Annotated in this window: 14 protein-coding genes; 1 reads left to right on the forward strand and 13 read right to left on the reverse strand. The window is 39.1% G+C overall.

The features are described from left to right. Window positions 1–11: 11 nt before the first annotated feature. From CPS_RS01220 to CPS_RS01230, 3 genes are all read right to left on the reverse strand, one after another. Complete coding sequence (locus CPS_RS01220) at window positions 12–1712, reverse strand: OprO/OprP family phosphate-selective porin (RefSeq protein WP_041736543.1); 1701 nt, start codon at window positions 1710–1712, stop codon at window positions 12–14. A gap of 76 nt (window positions 1713–1788) precedes the next feature. Further along, entirely contained in the window at window positions 1789–3018 is a 1230-nt protein-coding gene (locus tag CPS_RS01225) for a carbohydrate porin (RefSeq protein WP_011041141.1), read from the reverse strand. A 109-nt stretch (window positions 3019–3127) separates the two neighbouring features. Continuing rightward, the gene (locus tag CPS_RS01230; RefSeq protein WP_011041142.1) at window positions 3128–4483 is read right to left on the reverse strand and encodes a metal-dependent hydrolase family protein; all 1356 of its coding nucleotides are present in this window, start codon (window positions 4481–4483) and stop codon (window positions 3128–3130) included. Between the two features lie 267 nt (window positions 4484–4750). Between CPS_RS01230 and CPS_RS01235 the strand changes: the two genes are divergently transcribed. Continuing rightward, window positions 4751–5746: an AraC family transcriptional regulator gene (locus tag CPS_RS01235; protein ID WP_011041143.1), complete on the forward strand. Its 996-nt coding sequence runs from the start codon at window positions 4751–4753 to the stop codon at window positions 5744–5746. A 44-nt stretch (window positions 5747–5790) separates the two neighbouring features. Here the strand turns inward: CPS_RS01235 and CPS_RS01240 are convergent, their stop codons facing one another. From CPS_RS01240 to CPS_RS01285, 10 genes are all read right to left on the reverse strand, one after another. Continuing rightward, the gene (locus CPS_RS01240; protein ID WP_049757708.1) at window positions 5791–6087 is read right to left on the reverse strand and encodes a cytochrome C oxidase subunit IV family protein; all 297 of its coding nucleotides are present in this window, start codon (window positions 6085–6087) and stop codon (window positions 5791–5793) included. Between the two features lie 9 nt (window positions 6088–6096). Continuing rightward, window positions 6097–6717 carry a cytochrome c oxidase subunit 3 family protein gene (locus CPS_RS01245; RefSeq protein WP_011041146.1) on the reverse strand — a complete coding sequence of 207 codons (621 nt, stop codon included), beginning with the start codon at window positions 6715–6717 and terminating at the stop codon, window positions 6097–6099. A gap of 124 nt (window positions 6718–6841) precedes the next feature. Next, the gene (gene ccoG / locus CPS_RS01250) at window positions 6842–8224 is read right to left on the reverse strand and encodes a cytochrome c oxidase accessory protein CcoG (protein ID WP_011041147.1); all 1383 of its coding nucleotides are present in this window, start codon (window positions 8222–8224) and stop codon (window positions 6842–6844) included. A gap of 182 nt (window positions 8225–8406) precedes the next feature. Then, on the reverse strand, window positions 8407–9831 hold the full coding sequence (locus tag CPS_RS01255) for a sigma-54 interaction domain-containing protein (protein ID WP_011041148.1): 1425 nt from the start codon (window positions 9829–9831) through the stop codon (window positions 8407–8409). Window positions 9832–10059: 228 nt separating this feature from the next. Continuing rightward, on the reverse strand, window positions 10060–11037 hold the full coding sequence (locus tag CPS_RS01260; protein ID WP_011041150.1) for a methylenetetrahydrofolate reductase: 978 nt from the start codon (window positions 11035–11037) through the stop codon (window positions 10060–10062). A gap of 420 nt (window positions 11038–11457) precedes the next feature. Next, window positions 11458–13710, reverse strand: a complete 2253-nt coding sequence (locus CPS_RS01265; protein WP_011041151.1) for a xanthine dehydrogenase family protein molybdopterin-binding subunit — start codon at window positions 13708–13710, stop codon at window positions 11458–11460. 2 nt (window positions 13711–13712) lie between these two features. Then, window positions 13713–14258, reverse strand: a complete 546-nt coding sequence (locus CPS_RS01270) for a (2Fe-2S)-binding protein (protein ID WP_011041152.1) — start codon at window positions 14256–14258, stop codon at window positions 13713–13715. Between the two features lie 73 nt (window positions 14259–14331). Then, complete coding sequence (locus CPS_RS01275) at window positions 14332–14988, reverse strand: nucleotidyltransferase family protein (RefSeq protein WP_011041153.1); 657 nt, start codon at window positions 14986–14988, stop codon at window positions 14332–14334. Then, complete coding sequence (locus CPS_RS01280) at window positions 14978–16021, reverse strand: XdhC family protein (RefSeq protein ID WP_011041154.1); 1044 nt, start codon at window positions 16019–16021, stop codon at window positions 14978–14980. The genes CPS_RS01275 and CPS_RS01280 overlap by 11 nt, the downstream gene beginning before the upstream one ends. A 103-nt stretch (window positions 16022–16124) precedes the next feature. Further along, window positions 16125–19232: an MlaD family protein gene (locus CPS_RS01285; protein WP_011041155.1), complete on the reverse strand. Its 3108-nt coding sequence runs from the start codon at window positions 19230–19232 to the stop codon at window positions 16125–16127.

The following is a 19232-nucleotide window of genomic DNA, read 5'->3' on the forward strand; positions in this document are numbered from 1 at the left end:
TTTTATGCTTGTTATAAGAATAACGCTAAGCGTGTATTAAAACCGCTACTTCTACCTTGTAAATTACAGGCTTCAGAGATAAAGCTACAACGGTCTAAGTCAATCCAACGGTAGTTGAAATTGACGTTAAACTTTGGTGTTAACCACCAAGCAAAACCGACAGATAATATCGAGGTATCACCAGCAGCTAAGCCACCGTCGCTGCCATCAAATACCGACCAACGAGTACTGACTTCTAATGCTCCCCAGCCTCCTTGTTCAACACTACGTGCTACGCGTAAAGGGGAGAAGGTGCCACTCCTTTTATTGTATTCACGCATTTCACCGGTTACTGAGAATACGGCACTAACGTGGTAGCCAGAAAGCTCGGGATTTTGTAGATAATCAGCCGCAACTTTACTTTTAGTATATTCACCAATCAGCCAGACAGGACCTTTACGCCAAGAGGCTTCAAGGTTATAAGTAACACTGTTATCAGCATCAATGTTTCCGGTATCGACAAAGGTGGTTGATTTGTTAAATTCAGGTTCAGAGGCGTATCTTAACCCTTCCTTTGCATTGCTATACCGTAGACCAAAAGCCAGATGGATTAACTCATTTTCATCTTCTGATAGATAAGGTAACCAAGTTGTTCGCCCCACTAGTTCTGTTGAGTTTTCGCTAAGTGAACCTTCGTCTTCTATCCAGTTATTAAACACACCGCCTGCCCAAGTTAGCTTTTGATTAAGTGTTATGCCACTTAATACAGCACCAAAGTTGCGTGAGGGCAGTAATGCATCAGAAACCAAGGCGCGTTCCTGCATCGGTAAAAAAGTCATACTCATGAGCCTTTCCATAGAAATAGGCTCTTTTTGCTTACCGATACTGAGGGTAGTGTTATAAATGGTAGGTATATCAAGACGCCAATCCATAAAACTCACATTATCTGTAGTGTTGGTGTCAAAACCCTTATCAAAGGTATTGGTTGCTCCAGTGATCATATAAATCCAGGGTTTATCAAATTTTATTGCCCCCGCGATCCCAAAACGTAGCGCTCGAATTTCACCGCCATTAAAATCTTGTAAATCTCCCACTTGCGCTAAGCTGTCTTTGTCTTGCGATTCCCAACTTTGCCTGTCTAAAGCCAGTGCCCCAATTAATATGGTAGAAAAATAATCATTATCAAACTTTATCCAATCTGCATCTTTATAATTACTGGGTAATACAATTGGCGGAGGAGTATAAGATAGCCAACCTGTACGTTTGGGTTTTACTCTTTTTTGTTCTGCTAGCGCTGAAATATTACTTTCGGCTCTGAGGTTATTTCTAATAATTACACCGTTATGAATGGCGAGCAGTACGTGCTTTTTAGTATCGAGTAAGGCCTCAATATTCTCGTGGGGGTCAACATCTAAAATTAGAAAATTGGCAATTTTACCTGACTCTAGTGAGCCGAGAATAAAACCATTTTGGGCATCAAAAATGATATCACCATGGCCAACGTCAATGTCATCTTGCGTCACAAGGTCGAATAATTTATTAGTGATAACTAAGTTAGCGGTGGTGCTCTTCTTTTTTTTTGCAGGGTCGACAAAAGTGATATTGCGGATCACTATTTTCTGTTCAACTACTTCAGGGATATTTGCTATTGGTTCTTCTGAAACTTGCTCGGCTTGGCAAATAGACAACTGAGTTAACGTGAAGATGACTACTGATAGAGTAGTCCAGATCATGGTGAATATATTCTTTTTTATCTTCATCATGTCCCTATTTTTATTAAGTTATTTATCGTGTTGATATTATTTTAGACTAAATTGCTAAACGAAGCCTTAAACCATAGATAAGTGTGCTGTTGTCTAGGGTATTTAGTGCAGGATTAGCGATATATTGTAAATCGGCTGTTACCTCTAGATAATCTAATGGTTTCATAATGTAGAAAACCTCGGTGGTATATTGGTCGTCATTACCTTTAACTTGCCCCCAGTTAATGGCAGCGCCGAGATTATTCTCTTCACCACCCAAACCATAATAACCAAAACCCGCACTGATTGATTTTTCCATTAAGGTGCCAGCATCTTGAGAATACCCAGCGCGAACAAAGGGTAACCACTGACCATCAATTAAACGTGAAGCAGAAAAATTGATGCCATACCCTCTGTTAGACCCTTGCTCCACACTTTCGTCGGCATGCCAAAGCGTAGCGTGGATGTTATCGACATATATCTCGCCTTGAGATTTGGTCCAACCTAGCTCAATACTTTTGAAGTATTTATTCTCTTTAAAAAAGGTTTCTAATCCGTCGATAATATTTGTTGGATCTGAATTCATATCAACCAAACTAGCCACGATATAATACTCATCAGACAACATTATTCCGCCTGCAGCACCTAACGCAGCATCACCAGGCAAGGCCATTGTGGTGGTGCCAGTACTAAAGGCAAAGTTCATAAAGCCTGTCCATGGGCTGGCCATGGCAAACACGTCGACAAAGTCCGTTATATCTAAAAACCCCGCGACGAAAGATGCTCTTCCGTTCATATATTTTTGTTTGTAATACAGGTTAGTAACTCGAAAACCTTGGTCACTAAAAGGGGGAGTAACAAGCCCAAGCCCACCGGTGCCAAATTCAAAGTCTTTCACTGAGGTATCTGTATATGAATGGCGGTGTTCAACCTTCCAAACTAAACCGCCCACTTCTTTTGTGCCAACGCCAATAGGGTTCCAGCTACCATAAAAACGAATCATGCTACTGCCAGCGTTATCGTCTGAGCCAGTTAATACATTATTCGCCCCAAGAAACACGGTAGAATAATCTACTCCCATGTTGATATTGTTGTGCTCTAGCTGAGTTTTGAAGTCAGGTTTAGATCTTTTATTGTCTTCAGCTATTTGGTTATCAACGGCATCTGGGCTACCAAAGTTAGCGCTCTGACCTTTTACTAAATGGTCTTGTGTAGAATTATCTTCTGTAGCGTAAGTTGATGCAGTGGCTAATAAGCCAGTAATGACAAGAGTAAGAAGAGTTTTATTAGTCAGCATAAATTGATTCCATTTTTTGCTAAGCGTGTTGCTTCTATCGCTAAAGTACTTGTAACAAAAGGGTATTTACTTCTCAGTAAATACCCTTTTATATTAATTGGTTACAAGGTTAAAGCGTGTTTTTATGCACTTGACCATTTTTCATGATTAATTTGAACTTAGTTTTGTACTCGTTCAATACTTCAATGTTTTTAAGTGGGTTACCGTCGATTAAAATTAAATCTGCATAAGCACCTTTTTTGATAACACCTAAAGCACCATATTTATATGGATTCATACCACCAGACCAAGTTAAAACTTCAGCAGCATTAGATGTACCCATCTTCATGATTTGTAGTGGTTTAGCGCCAACTTTACCCATCCAAGTCATATTTTCAGCTTGCTTAGTATTGTAAGCAGGGCCAAACATATCTCCACCGGTAACAATTAATAAGTTATGTTTTAAAGCCCATTTAAACATTTGTGTAGCACCAGAGTTTACTTTTTTAGCTTTCATTTTTTGATCAGCGCTAAAGAAGGTAATTGAGTCTGGATCGCCAAATGCTTGTAATGACATTACCGACTGAGCAGAAAGGGCAATACCTTCTTTTTTCATACGTTTAATGGTTTTTTCTGATACTAAAAAGTTATGTTCAATAACTCGAACACCGGCATCAATGGCACGGTTTACACTGCGATCGTGGTATGCATGTACTGTTACATATGTGCCGTAATCTTTGGCAACTTCTACAGCGGCTTCAAATTCTTCAACAGAAAATTGTGTGCTGTGAAGTGGATCAAATTCACTGGCAACACCGCCACCAGCCATTAATTTTAAATGCGTTGCACCAGCACGTAGATTTTGACGAGCTGCACGTCGTACTTCTGTTTTACCATCAACAATATAACCAAAACCATGACGCTCTAAATCATCAATAGCACCAGGTTGGTCATTAAATCTGCCCGTATCAGCATGGCCTCCGGTTTGACTTAAAAAGCCACCAGCAGGGAAAATACGAGGCCCAGGTAATAGGCCATTGTTAATTGCTTTTGCTACACCTAATACGTTACAGCCAACATCACGTGCAGTAGTAAAACCTTGGTCAAGGTATTGAGTTAAAGAATGAGCTGTTCGAGCACCCATTGCCATTTGATCATAGTTATCACGACCCACTAACATACCTTCTTGTAAACATAGGTGTGAATGCATATCGATAAGACCTGGTATCATGGTTTTACCTTGTCCATCAATGACTTCAACGTCAGCTGCGACTTTTAGGCCGCTACCTATCGATTTAATTAATTCACCTTCAATTAATACGTCTTGTTGTTTACTTAACCCCGAGGATGTACCGTCCCAAATTTTAACGTTTTTAATCAATGTTTGATCAGCAGCAAAGGCTGCTGAAGTTAGTGAGAACGCTGCAACAGCGCTAATTACCAACTTACTAGTGGCTTTACTTATCAATGTATTTTTCAATTTCATTATCTGTCCTTTAATCAATTAGAGGTCTGTTTGCAATGGAATGCAGCATGTTAAATGTAATGATTGAATAATAATCATAGTAACAAACGTTAGATATGCCATTGGTTTGATACGTTTATTAATAAAATAAAGTTCATAATATTCAATGTTTTCACTTCACTTCATCATAATTCACTGACGATAATTTTCTTGTCATATGACGACAAGAAAGCTAAATTATTGGATAGTCATTCTTTAGAAGTGGCAAAATAATACAGGACGTAAAGTTTGAAAACTGACATTACCGTGGTTAAAGCCAGTCATTTACAACCCTTTATTAGCTTTTTGGATAAAGTGGGGGCTCCCCTTGATCGTTTATTAAATCAAGTGAATCTTCATGCCGATTATTTTTCCGATCAGGAAAACTTGATTGCAGAAGCACCCTTTTGGGCATTGCTCGAACATGCTTCATATAGTCAGGGTATTGAAGACTTAGGCTTTCAAGTTACTGAACAATTGTCTCTTGACAGTTTTGGTGTTTTTGGCGCTAAGGTGATGCAGGCGGACAGCTTGCACCAAGCATTAACCACTTTTATTCGTGATATGGGACAACAATCAAATTGTCCGCCTTTTTGGTTAATGGAGCAGGGAGCCTTCGTATGGTTTTGTCGGTTGGGCACGCAAGGTATTAAAAAAGGTCACTGGCCAATAGAGCAACATGTGATCAGTTTAATGATTCAGCTAGTGCGTGGTTTTACTACAGCTACTTGGACTCCACCAAAGGTACATCTACAAACTCATACGCTTAAAGGCGCTGACAATACGGCTTCCTTTAGTAATAGCCAAATTCTCATTAATAAAGCCTTTACTGGCATATGTATTTCCAAATCACTATTACTTAATGGTGCAGTCATAAAGCCTAAAGATAGAGTTGCGGAAGAAGTGGCTCATCAAATGACTATTTCAACGGTTAATAGCCATGTAATTAAAGAGTTACTGATGCAATCATGTGCAAATCAACCGCTTAATGCGCAACAAATTGCTAACTCACTTGGGTTAAATATTAGACATATGCAGCGACTGTTGAAAGAAGAGGGATGTTCATATAGAGAATTAAGTGAACAAGTTCTTTTTAAACAGTCGCAAGTAATGTTGAGCACTGAACAATTATCAGTGCTTGAAGTTGCTTTAGCTCTGGGGTATTCAGATGCGGCTAATTTCACTCGTGCTTTTAAACGCTGGTCAGGACTTAGCCCAACTCAATATAAACTGTTATTAAATTAGCGCACTCTTGTTTATAGCGACAACATCACAGTATGAAGTAGTCGCTAAATTGTCGTTAAACTGGCCAGTTCCTCAGAAAACAGATCACTTAAAAAAATGAGTGCAGGGAACACATGGAAGTAGCTACGCATAAAAAACTGAATCGTTTCATTAGCATGATTAAGCTCCATAAAGTGATCCATAATTCGTCTGCCTTTATAGGCAATAGAGCAACATATAATGGCGGTAATGGCTAAGCTCGGCTCAGCTGTTTCGGCAACTAAAGCATTAGCAGAAGTAATTATCATCAATAAAACCCAAGAGATATCTAATGCATTTAGTGTGAAGATGTTCTTTATCATGAGTATTCCTTATCGAAGTACATATAACAGTGGAAAAATAATCACCCAAGCGAGATCGACCATATGCCAATAACAAGCAATGGCAGTTAAACCAATATGATTTTTCTTGGTATAACGACCAACTTTGAGCTGGTGAATAGCCCAGAGTAAACTACCGCTTGCCCAACCAACATGTAGTAAATGATTAAAGGTCATGTAGTAATACATTGTGTAGAATTTACTGGTATTGGTTACAATGCCTTGATCTACATTCCAATGATATTCCCAAACTTTAATCACTAGGTAAATACAGCCACAAGACACTGCTCGCCAAAGCCATTTTATACTTTGCTCAGGGTCATCCATACGAATAGACGCCAGTGCTTTGGCAACAAAATAGCTACTACTGATTAAGGCAAAAGTATTTAAGGTGCCGGCTAACGTGTTTAACTGTTGTGGCCCTTGGTTAAATTGTTCTGGATAGTGCGCCTTGGCAATAAAGTACACTAAAAAAAACAGAGCAAACTCAGTCATTTCGGCAAATATACCGACCCAAATTGCCCGGTTACCGGGTATTTTATTAAGTGTTTCGGGTTCTTTAGTGACTGAGCCACTGCCATTTAAATTAAAACCTGTTGCTGTAATAGTCATATAATTCCTTACTCGTAGACAGGTGACTGACTAATGTAGAACTTGTCTTTAGAAGTGAAGTTAATAATTTATAGTTGCTTACAAAAAGCGACTGGTCTAAGCCGCTTTATTGTAATTTTATGAATTAGTTACGAAAGAACACCGTATTCTTCTGCACTAAAATATTGGGTTGTTCAACCGCTTGAATGATGAAATCAAAGTTGGTAATTTTCTTCTCAAGCTTGTAACCATCTATAGCTAAGGTGACGGGGATTTCTTCCATAACACCTGCGCCTATTCGCACATTTTTGGGAAGTTTTATTTCTATGTCGTTTAAGTTCTCAACCTTGATATCAAAATGTAAGGGTTGTTGTGTTTTATTCAGAATCTTTAAGGTATAGGTGTTTTCAACCACGCCTTCATAATTAACGCGATACAAGGCAGTTCTATCGCGGATAATATTCGCTTCTAACGGAATTCTGCTATCAATCCAAATACCTAATAACAAGGTAAACATCAGCGTTAAACCTGCGTAAGACACGAGTTTTAAATTAAAGCGACTGCTTTCTTTACCAGCAAGTTGTTGTTCACTGGTATATTTAATCAAGCCTTTAGGGTAGTTAAACTTTTCCATGGTTTGGTCACAAGCATCTATACATAAACCACAGTTAATACACTCGTATTGAATACCGTTACGGATATCTATTCCTGCAGGGCAAACATCGACACATAAATTACAATCAACACAATCACCTAGACCAAGGGCTTTGGGATCATCTTTACGTTTACGGGGTGCTCTATTTTCACCACGCTCGGCATCATAGGCAACCAGAAGTGTGTTTTTGTCAAACATGGCCGACTGAAAGCGCGAATAAGGACATAAATGAATGCAAACATGTTCTCTCATCCAGCCCGCATTACCGTATGTGGCTAGGGCAAAAAACACCACCCAAAAAGTCACAGCACCGCTCCAATCAAATGTCAGCATAGTGCTATATAGTTCACTCACGGGAACAAAATACGAGATAAAGGTTGTTGCGGTAAATATCGACATTAACTGCCAAATAATATGTTTTAGTGTTTTTTTGTAAGCTTTATTTAGGGTCCATGGGGCTTTATCTAGAGCCATTCGTTTGTTGCGAGTACCCTCTATTCTATGTTCGACCCAAACATAGGCAAGTGTCCAAACGGTTTGTGGACATACATAACCACACCAAACTCGTCCAAGCCAAGTGGTGATAAAAAATAGCGCGAAAGCCGCCACCATAAGAATACCAGCCAGTAAAATAAAATCTTGTGGCCAGAAAGTCAGATTAAAAATTCTAAACTCTTGTTTCACTACATCCAGTAAAACGGCTTGTTGATCGTTAAATTGCACAAAAGGCATGGCAATAAAAGCAAACATAAGTAGCCAGTTAATATATCGGCGTATTTTTTGATAAAAGCCTTTTTGCTCTCTCACATACACAGATGTTTGAGATTTATAGGGCTTAATAATGAGGTGCTCTTCTTTGATATCAAACTTCATAAATTACTACAGGGTCATAATTAAGTAATTACTCTATATCAATAATCACGCCAGAATGCTGAGTATTTAAGTTGTTGTATTTTATTGAAAAAATAAGGATGTGAACGTCTCGATGACACGGTATATCGCGTTGGCGCGATATACCGTGTCTTTTGAGTGCTTCATTTGGGAAGGGTATAAGTTTAACCGCGCTTGATTTTAAGCTTTATCATCCTTGAACGTAAGGTACTATCGGGTAAACCTAGTATTTTGGCTGCGCCATTTTTACCGCCAATCCGCCAGTGACAGTCATTTAATACCTCAATGATGTAAGCTTTTTCAATGTCAGCCAAAGGTTTGTTAAAGGTACGTACAACCGATTGAGATTTATCAAACTTTTGTTGAATTTGAAGCGTTGTCGAAGTGGATAGAATAACCTCACGCTCAAGAATGTTTTGTAACTCTCTAATATTCCCTGGCCAATGATAACTCGCCAATTTGTTTAAACTATGTTTACTTATGCTTTTGATATCTTTATTAAGTTTAGTATTAAGTTGCGCTAAAATGCTGTGACAAAGTAAGGGAATATCTTCTATTCGTTCTCTTAACGCGGGCATAACGATAGGGAATACATTCAAGCGGTAATATAAGTCCATTCTGAACTTACCTTGCTCAACCATGGCAAGTAAATCTTGGTTGGTAGCGGCAATAATACGAATATCAACCTTGATAGTTTTACTGCCACCAACACGCTCAAATTCACGCTCCTGTAAAACACGTAATAACTTACTCTGCGCATCAGGGGAGAGCTCACCAATTTCATCTAAAAATAAGGTGCCTTTGTCGGCGAGCTCAAAGCGGCCTCGCCTTTTTTCACTTGCGCCCGTAAATGCACCTTTTTCGTGTCCGAAAAGCTCCGACTCTAACAAGTTTGACGAAAATGCAGCACAGTTTACTTTTACTAAGGGAGTATTATGGCGTTGACTCAATTGATGTAAATTACGTGCGACTAGTTCTTTACCTGTACCATTTTCACCTAATATGAGTACGGTGCTATCTGTTTGAGCGACCAGTTTTATTTGCTGTAACATGGCAAGAAACTTTGGGCTGTTACCTTCTAATCCCGAACCATGCCAGTTTTCATTTATTTCTTCTTGCAAATAGCTGTTTTCCGCCTGTAGTTTTTCAGTGAGGTCTTGTACTTTTTTCAAAGCAGCTCGTAAGTTGCTATCGGCGAGTCTTTGTTGGCTAACATCACGGAAAACAGCAACCGCACCGATGAGTTCACCGTCTTTATAAACGGGGGTTGAGGTATATTCTACAGGAAAGCTTGTACCATCTTTGCGCCAAAATACTTCATCGGTAATTTTACGCTCTACACCGTCACGCATGGTATTATAAATACTGCACTCTTCACTTGGATATACTTCACCATTGGCATAGGTATGATGATGATATTTATGAATATTTTTACCGAGTAACTCTTCAGACTTCCAACCTGTCATTTGCTCTGAGGCTGGATTTACAAACACAGCATTGCCTTCTTTATCAAAGCCATAGACACCTTCGCCGACGGCATTGAGCAGTAGTTGTGAGTCAGCTAAAAATTCTTTTATATTTGCGGGCATACCTTGTTTTCTCTTGGTAAAAATCAGATGCACGACATATCGTGGCGTTGTGTTAGTTTATCAGGTATAGGGGGAAAAATCTGGCGGGAGATCAATAAAGTGCTGGTATTAAAAGCGCGTGTTTAAGAATAATTAGTGCGCTTTTATTTTTCAAATGAAGCAGGGAGATGATAGAGAAAAAAAATGGTACAAAGAACTCAATATCTTGTTGAGTTCTTTTAGTCGCTATTACTGTTTATTTAAAGCTGATAATTCTTTTTTAGCTAAAAAGTTATCCATTTTTGAACGTAATAGTTTGTATAACAAAATAGACCCATCTATTTCTTCTTTTCGATTGGTTAAACTCTCAATATTTAAACCTAAAGGTAAATCATAGGGAAGTATCGCATCTAAGATTTGTTGCAAACTATTGACACAAAATTGAATTGATTCATACAAAGGACTCTGTGCGTTAAGAATACGTAAGCTGGTCGCCTCAGGAACATTAACGCCTAACCACTCAATAAACTCTAAGGTTTTTTCACTGCCACAGGGAGAGAATGTTAAGATCAAACGTTGTGGTTTTACACCTTGTTTTTGGCATTCAATAGCATAACGAGTTAGTAAGTCTATCGTTGCTTGTGGGTTGTATATTGCTTGTGAAATAAAGAAACTACAGCCCTGTTGGTGTTTTGCCATTAAGCGTTCATGCTCATTTTTATTACTGGCATGACGCTCAGCAATAGTTACGCCACCAATAAAGAAGTCATGTGGATTATCTACTAAGGTTTTATAAGCATCAGCTAAAGATAAAGATATTTTATTATCCTTTGATGGACTGCCGACCAAGACTACATCTTTTACGCCATATTTTTGCCACGCTTCGTTTGCCCACTCATTAAAATCATCGCTATTTGATTGAACAACGCTTTTATAGGTAATGACAGGGCGAGTTGATTTTTTATTCAATAAAGAAGAATAAAGCCGGGTATCATGAGTTGATTTAAACGGGAAAGGTCTAGGTTTGCTAATACGCGAATTTTCATCTTGAATGTCATAAACAATCAGGCCATCAAAGTCGATATCACTGACGCGATCAAGCAGCTTTTCTGCAATTTCGCTCACTTTATCAAGTGGAGTATCACTTTTAGGTGGTGTGGTACCAATAAAGTAGACGCCTCGATAAATATCATTGTATCTGGCTTGAAGCTCTGATTGTGTGCTCAAAATATTTCTTCTTACTTTCTTTAGACGTTTAGATGGCTATATGTTCATTCAAAACCTTGCTTTTGTCAACCATTGTGTGTGCTATAAGTTGAAATTTTATTCACTCTGCTGATAAATTGTATCGTTTTTATGTAATAGATACACGACTTTCTTATTGTGTTTTACAGTTAAGTATTTGTAATTAATCTCTTTTACTGGGGGTTTTGCGAGGTTTTTAGTTGACTATTTATTAAGACAATTATTAAAAATAATCGACCATCTATTTTATTAAGTTTATCAATTGAGTTTTTTGAAGGGCATTATCTGCAATTTATTAGATAATGTAGGAGCATATAGCCAGAGCCAATACTCCTACATTGCCTTTAATTAATACCTTATCTGTTTCAACTAGTGTTCTACATGCAGTGAATAAGGTGAATCTTAAACAGTAAAGACTTTATTCACTGGCAAATCACGTATTCTGGTTTTGCTAGCATGGTAAATCGCATTAGTAATGCTTGGTGCTACAGGTGGTACACCTGGCTCGCCAATTCCTCCTGGTGGTGCATCAGACTTAACAATATGCACATGCATTTCGGGCACTTGGTTCATACGTGTTACGGGGTAATCATGAAAGTTACTTTGTTGAACTTTGCCTTCATCTACTGTTATTTCGCCCATTAAGGCAATTGATAGACCAAATACCATAGCGCCTTCCATTTGCGCCTTAACTCTATCCGGAGTAACAACAATGCCGCAATCTACTGCAGTATGCATTTCAAGTACGGTAACTTTATTGTTAACCACTTCAACCTTAGTGGCTGCGGCAACAAAAGAGCCAAAACTGCGTAAGAAGCTTATACCCCAACCTTGGTTTTCAGGTAATTCTTGCTCAACGTTAGCTTTATCACTGATTAAATTGATGAGATCTTTCATACGCTTAGTATCAACAGGGTGATCCGTTAGCGATAAATTATAATTAGAGTACTTAAAACCGTTTTTATTCGGGTCCACATGACGGTCATCACCCAATAAATTGAGCCACATTTGTCTGGTAGGTAATTTTGCTTTTACCGCTAATTCGTCAACAAAAGAACCAAGAGCGAAGCCGTTATTGATGCAGGCAACTGAACGCACCCAACCAGGTCTGACAAAAGAGTCTACTGCATGTTTTTCAATACTTAAATTATTTAAAGCGAAAGGTATATCACCAAATCCAAGGGCGAGTTGATCATCACTCGGCATTTTGGCTTCAGGGTTCCACAGCCAGCCAATTGGCGGGTAAGCGTTGCGACTTACCCAATAGTCAGCACTACCATTACCGGTTAATTCGGCTTTACAATAATTGGCTGAAATAGAATGGTAGAATCCATGTTGAATATCATCTTCGCGACTCCAGATAACTTTGACAGGTCGCTTACTCGCTCTGGCTAATTCAACCGCTTCAATAATAAAATCGGCTTTTGATTTACGTCCAAAAGCGCCACCCATGAGTGTGACATTTAGCTCTATATTATCGTGTTCATCCTTACCTAAGCCTAACTCTGTCGCCACGTTGCTTTTAGCCCATTGTGGGTTTTGTGTTCCTGCCCAAATAGTACACTTTTTACCTTTCACTATTGCGGTTGCAGCAGGGGTTTCCATTGGCGCGTGATGTATATATGGGACAGTGTAGGTTGCTTCTACGGTATTTTCATCAAGATATTTATGGTTATAAATATCTCCTTTTTTGGCAACCATTTCACCTTGTTGGTTTACTTGTTTTGCGAGCTGTTTGATAAACTTGGCGCTATTGTGAGACGCCTTGTCACCATGTTGCCATTTGATTTTGAGTTTCTTACGTCCTTCAATCGCTGCCCACGTATTATCGGCAAGCACGGCAACACCTGATAATGGGTTAGTGGTAACAGGAATACCACGCGGTTTTAACGCAATAACGTCAACCACACCTTTTATTTTTAATGTCTCACTGGCATCAAAGGATACCAGACTACCACCAACTACTGGCGGTCTTACGATAGTTGCAATAAGCATGTCAGGTAGTTGAATGTCTTGCGCGTATTGCGCTTTACCGGCAACAATATTATCTAAATCGACCAGCTTGACATCTTTACCGATGAGAGAGAAATCAGCGCTGTTTTTTAATTTTACTTTGCTGCTATCAGGTGGGGTAAGTTTAGCGGCGTGACTGGCAAGTTCACCAAAGCTAATTTTTTCACCCGTAGCGGTATGAACAACAAAATGTTTTTCTGCTTTGACACTGTTGCGTTGTACTTGCCAAATATTAGCCGCAGCTTGCTCCAACATGTCACGGGCGACAGCGCCTATTTGGCGAATACTGGTGAAATGACTACGAATTGAAGCGGAGCCTGCTGTGCCCTGAGAGCCGTATTTTGCATCAGCTTTAGCTTGAACAACAGTTACCTTTTGCCAATCGGCTTCTAACTCTTCAGCGATAATTTGCGGCACACTGGTGCGGATGCCTTGTCCCATTTCACTGCGATGACAAACTAGCGTCACCATAGAGTCGCTGGCAATACTCACAAAGAAGTTTAATTCATGACTGAGTGCTGCAGTAGAAGACTTCACTTGCGCTGTAGCCAGAGGTAAATTCATGCCTAAAACAAAGGTACCACTTGTGATCCCCGCAACTTTTAGGAAACCACGACGACTTACGTTTTCAATAGCATTCATGGTTATGCTCCTTGCTTGCTGGCATCAAAAATCTCTACACCGTTTTTATTGACGGGGGAGTGACTCGCAGATAAATCACTGTTGGGTGAATGCGCTGCAGCTGATTTAATCGCGGCTTTAATGCGTTGATAGGTACCACATCGACAAATATTACCTTGCATGTGTTCAATTATTTGCTCATCGGTTGGTTGAGGCGTTGCTTTTAATAATGCTGCTGCACTCATCATTTGACCACTTTGGCAATAGCCACATTGTGGTACTTTAAATTCACGCCAAGCAACTTGCACAGCACTTTCACCTAATCTTCCTGTGCTATCAGCTAAGCCTTCAATGGTGGTAATTGCTTGTTCAGCAACAGCAGATACCGGCGTTATACAAGAACGTATAGCGGTGCCATTGAGATGAACGGTACAAGCGCCACATTGTCCTGCACCGCAGCCAAATTTAGTGCCAGTGAGTTTTAGCTCATCACGCAGGGCATAAAGCAGTGGCATTTGCGGATCAACATCAAGTTCAACGGGCTTATTGTTTAAGGTTATTTTGATCATACTGGCTCCAGGGTTTGACAGTGTGAAGTTGTTTCATTTTTTAAATTATTGTTCCATAAAAAGTTATATAACTTTATAGAGAGCTTTGTTGATTATCTTGCAAAGCGTATTCTAAATGTTGTCTTACTCGCTCTAAATCAGAGAAGGTATCAATATCGATTTTTGCGTCTTCACAGGTGATAGCATCTGCCTTTTTTGCATGTTGCAGTAATAATTTACCTGCACCTTTATCACCTTGTATTTTTACTAGTAGTGGAAAGTATTTTTCCGGAAAAATAGCCGGTGCCATCAATTGGCCCTCACATAAAGTGGCAATTATTTTGTTAGGCTGCTCTTTGCTGGCACTGAGTAACTCTTGGTAATGCTCAGTGGTGATTAAAGCTTGATCTGCTAAAGCAACGAGCACATGGCTACTCGTTGCTTTAATTGAGTGCACTGACTCCGCTAAGGTATGTCCCATTCCTTCTGCCCAATGCTGGCTTGCAATCACCGAAATATCTTGAGGTAATACTGTCTGAATTGCGTTTTTATTGGCGCCAAGCGTAACAAAAAAATTATGAACGTATGCGTTTTTAAGTAATGGTTGTAGTTTATCAATACTATGAACAATCAGCGGTTTGTCATTAATTCGAGCAAGCTGTTTAATTGTCGCACAACCTATTTTATTGGGAGATGACGATTGAAAGCGCTGACCTTTGCCTGCTGCTAGCAGAATAATATTAACCTGCATGGCTAATTACCTGTTTAATATTGTTGGTTATCTGGCTTTGGAAGTAACCCAAAGAGTTACCGGAAGCTTGTTCTAGGGTAGCATGTGCTTGCGATAATATAGCTAGGGCAATAGATTCAGGTAGATCGCCGCCAAGGTCAAAACCAATGGGATTAGCGAGCTTGTTGGCTAATTTATTAGGTAAGTCTGTTGAATTTAACTGTGCTTTTTTCAACACTTTTTCTGTTCGATGTTGAGGCCCCAATAACCCTATATAACTCGCGGCAGCTAAATTTTCTTGGTTTTTCACTAACTGTAAGGCATGGGCATCGAGGGATACATTATGGTGCATTATTACGATGGCATCGGCTTTGGGTAAAACTAAATTTTTCTCCAAGCTCGTGTAATCTTGGTTGATGACTATATCGGCTTCTTTAAAATAGGCCGCTCTTGCATAGGCCGTTCTGCAATCGATTAAACAAATAAACCAACCTAGGGTCTGTGCTATTTTAACGAGCGGTTGTGCATCAACGCCACCACCAAAGATAACTAAAGCGGGGGATGGTTTAATGGTAATTAAAGGTTCGAGTGAGCTAACGGATTTTGATAGCACCTGATTATTACTCACCGAGGTATTTTGTGTATTGAGGGTATCAATATGGTAAAAACAAGCATTACGGTTATCAAGTTGACTTTTTAAGGTCAATAAATCGAGGTAATTATTATCGTGATTGATGGGCTGTAGTAATACTTTCACTAAACCACCACAACCTATGCCAAGCTGCCAGGCTATATCACTGTCATCTTGCATATCGTAACAAACAGTAATATTACTGTTTTGATGCCAACACTTTTGTGCTTGGCGCATTAAATCAGCTTCAAGACAACCACCGCTTAATAAACCATAGCTCTTACCTAAGCTATTAATAAGCATCATAGCGCCAGATTTACGATATGAAGATCTTTGTGTTTCAATGATGCTGGCAAGAACCCATTGACATGAGTCTTTGTCGGGAAACCAGCTAGCTAATAATGCGGCAAGGCGATTACTCATTTATTATTTGTACACTTAAATAAAGATTAAGATAACATAAATGAGAAAGTCGCCAAATTAAAGTCTTGGGGTTAATTAAAATGTAAGTAATTAATTAGCGTAATTACTCAGCTGAAGTAGTTTGATTGTTAATTGCTATTTTTGGCTGCCATTCTAACCAGTCTTCATCGACGTCTTGATGCAAAATAAAACTTGCCGGTAGGGACTTCGTTTCATCATTTTGCTCTTTATCATTATTTTCATCAATGTCAGGTGTTGCAAAGGCAATACCACCCGCAATTAGGGTTTCTATCGATTCAGAATCAATATTAATACCAGAGAAAATACTGGCTTCTATATTAATACCACTGGTATTCCAAAACTGACTATTCCCATTAACAAGCGGCGCATAACGTTTGGCGATATTGATAAAAATATTTACTTGATCGGCCGTAGCAGATAAATCAATACCAATGACTTTACCGACTTTAATTTGGCGATATAACACAGGATTACCCACGCGAACCGAGCCAAGTCGAGCTGTAGTCAATTTGATATTTAAGCCATAACTCAGTTGTTCAACGGTCGGGGCCAACTCAAGAGCTTCAAATTCATTCTTCAGCTTAGCTTCTACATTATGTGACGGTAACAAACCAATAAAGGCACCGTCAAGTAAGGCGGCAACATTCTTCGAGCCTACTAGTCCAATTTGAGGTTCAATTTTCCAAAATTTTGTTCCTTTGCGAGCAAATTGGCTACCTGAATCATTTAGTAGTACTAAAGCGGTTACGCCAACTTTGTCTGCAGTAAATATTAAGCGCTCAATTGTGCCTAAGGTTTGCTCTTGGTATATAACTTTTGTATTTACTTTTAAGCCAGAAATATCATTAAAATGGATGCTAATTGTTTGTCCAGCATCTTTGGCATGCTCTTCATGTTTAAATAAAGTGAAGTTTGACAATTCTTCAACTTGGGTATTAGTTATTAGTGAAGTTGGCAGTAATACTTCTGGGTTATAAAAGCTTATTCCGCCGCGTAAAATGGCATCAATTGATTCAGTTTTTACTACAAAGTCACTTAAACCACCGGAAATAGTCATACCGCCAGCATTATAAAAACGGCTGGTACTTTTTAATAAACCTCGGTGTTCTTCATCAATTGTTATGTTGACTTTAATCTCGTCATCAATTTTATTTAGGCTGACATTGTCTACTTGACCAATAGTTATTCCACGATAGCTAATTGCACTACCAGGCGTCGCCACATTGGCGTGATCGGTGGATAAGGAAAGCTGTAAGCCGGGTGAACTTGCTAGTTTTACTGGCGGTTGGCTAAACAAAGTGAACTGATTTTTAGCTTTACCTTGACCAAGATTAAAGGTGATGTAGGTGCCACCGAATAAAGCATCGGTATCACTAGCACCAGAAAGACTTAAGTTTGGTTTAACTATATAGAATTGTGTGTCGGCTTTTAATATATGTTCATACTCAGGTAATAACCCTAGCTGTAGTTGTTGTTTATTACCTTGAATCTTAGTTTGATGAATTGCGCCAATTTCTATGCCGCGATATAAAAGCCGAGTATCAGAACTTATGTGCTCGCTAGCCATATAATTTAATGTAAAGCTTATATTTTGTTCGGCGAGTTTGTTATTGGCATAGAGTGAGAAACTATCACCATTTTTGACCAACTTTTTTTGTGACTCTTGTGTACTATTTTGGCTAGTAAAAGCAATACCACCCGTTAATATACTCTGTAATGACTGTGCTTGAATATCGACTCCCAGTAAATTGGCAGATATTTTAACGCCAGAATTATTGTAAAAACGACTGCTATGATTCACATAATGGCTGAATTTTGGTTGGACATGGATATGAATTAAGTGACGTTCTGGCGCAGTGGTTTCAATGGCTTGTATATTACCAACCACTTGTTGTTTGTAATATACATTACTACCAATTTGCAATGAACTACGGTCACTACTTGTTAACATTAAGTGCAAGCCCGGCTCTGTGTATTTATACGGAGGTTTACTGCTAAATACATTAAATTTGTTACTTGGGTTACCAGCTAAAGAGGGCCTGATGCTTAGGTAGTTTCCCGTTAATAAGGTCTTAGCATTTGTTAAACCTGCCAAGCTAATTTGAGGTGCAACAATATAAAACTGCGATTGATCCGTTAAGTAAGGTACTACGCGAGGGTTAACTTTAGCCGTTGCGGTAATCTTTCGACTTACAGGGTCTATTTTACTGAATGATTCAATAACGCCTATGGTTAGGCCTTGGAATAAAATGGCAGCATTATGATCTATGCCTGAATTCCACTCTAACGTTAATTCAACTTCATGGCCCATTTCAGCTGATTGAAAGTCAGCATGTAAGGGAAAAGTTTGACCATTTTTAGCGGGCGCTAACTCTGTTTGATAACTTAAGTTATCAACGGATATTCCGCCAGCCATAATAGAGGCTAACGACTCGGTATTAACCTTTACGCCACCAGTGAGTGACGCGGTAACTTGTACACCGCTGGTATTATAAAATAAGGAGTTCTCTTTTACTAAGTGCGCGAATTCGGGTTTAATGTAAATATTAATGCCAATTTTTTTACTGCTTTCTTTGTAGTGATAACCCGTAACATGTCCAATGGGAATTTGCTTGAAACTAATGGGTGAATTTTCACTGATAGAGCCCAATACATCGGTATGCAGGGTAAGGTGTAAGCCTGGGGTCGACATATCTAAGGTCGGCGCTTCAGTTAACGCGACGAAATGATCTTGGCTGTCTGCTTCTTGATTTGTATCTGGCATTATCGTGATATAACTACCCGAAATCAGCGTATCTAGCCCAGAAACCCCTTGCAGTGATATATCAGCACTGACTAACCAAAAACGCGTGTTTTCAGTAAGGTAGTCGGTAAAGTTTTTAGAAATTTCTACTTCGGCAATAACGCGTTGTAAATCTGCTGACGGTACCACTTTTTTTACTAAGCCAGTCACTAAACCTTTATAACGAATTTCTGTTTTATTGGGTATTATGCCTGAGCCATTATCAAACTCTATCGTGATAAAAGTCCCTTGTTCAGAAACTACCTTTGCGGTGAGCCATAAGCCGAAAATTAAGGCGATAAAGGGCACAAACCAAATAATAGATATGCCCTGTCGAGGCACAACTTCTGCATGAATATTGTCATTGTTATTATGCTCAGAGGCAGCAAAGTCTTTTTTATCGGTCAT

The sequence above is a fragment of the Colwellia psychrerythraea 34H genome, assembly GCF_000012325.1.
In the GTDB taxonomy this organism is placed as follows: Bacteria; Pseudomonadota; Gammaproteobacteria; order Enterobacterales; family Alteromonadaceae; genus Colwellia; species Colwellia psychrerythraea_A.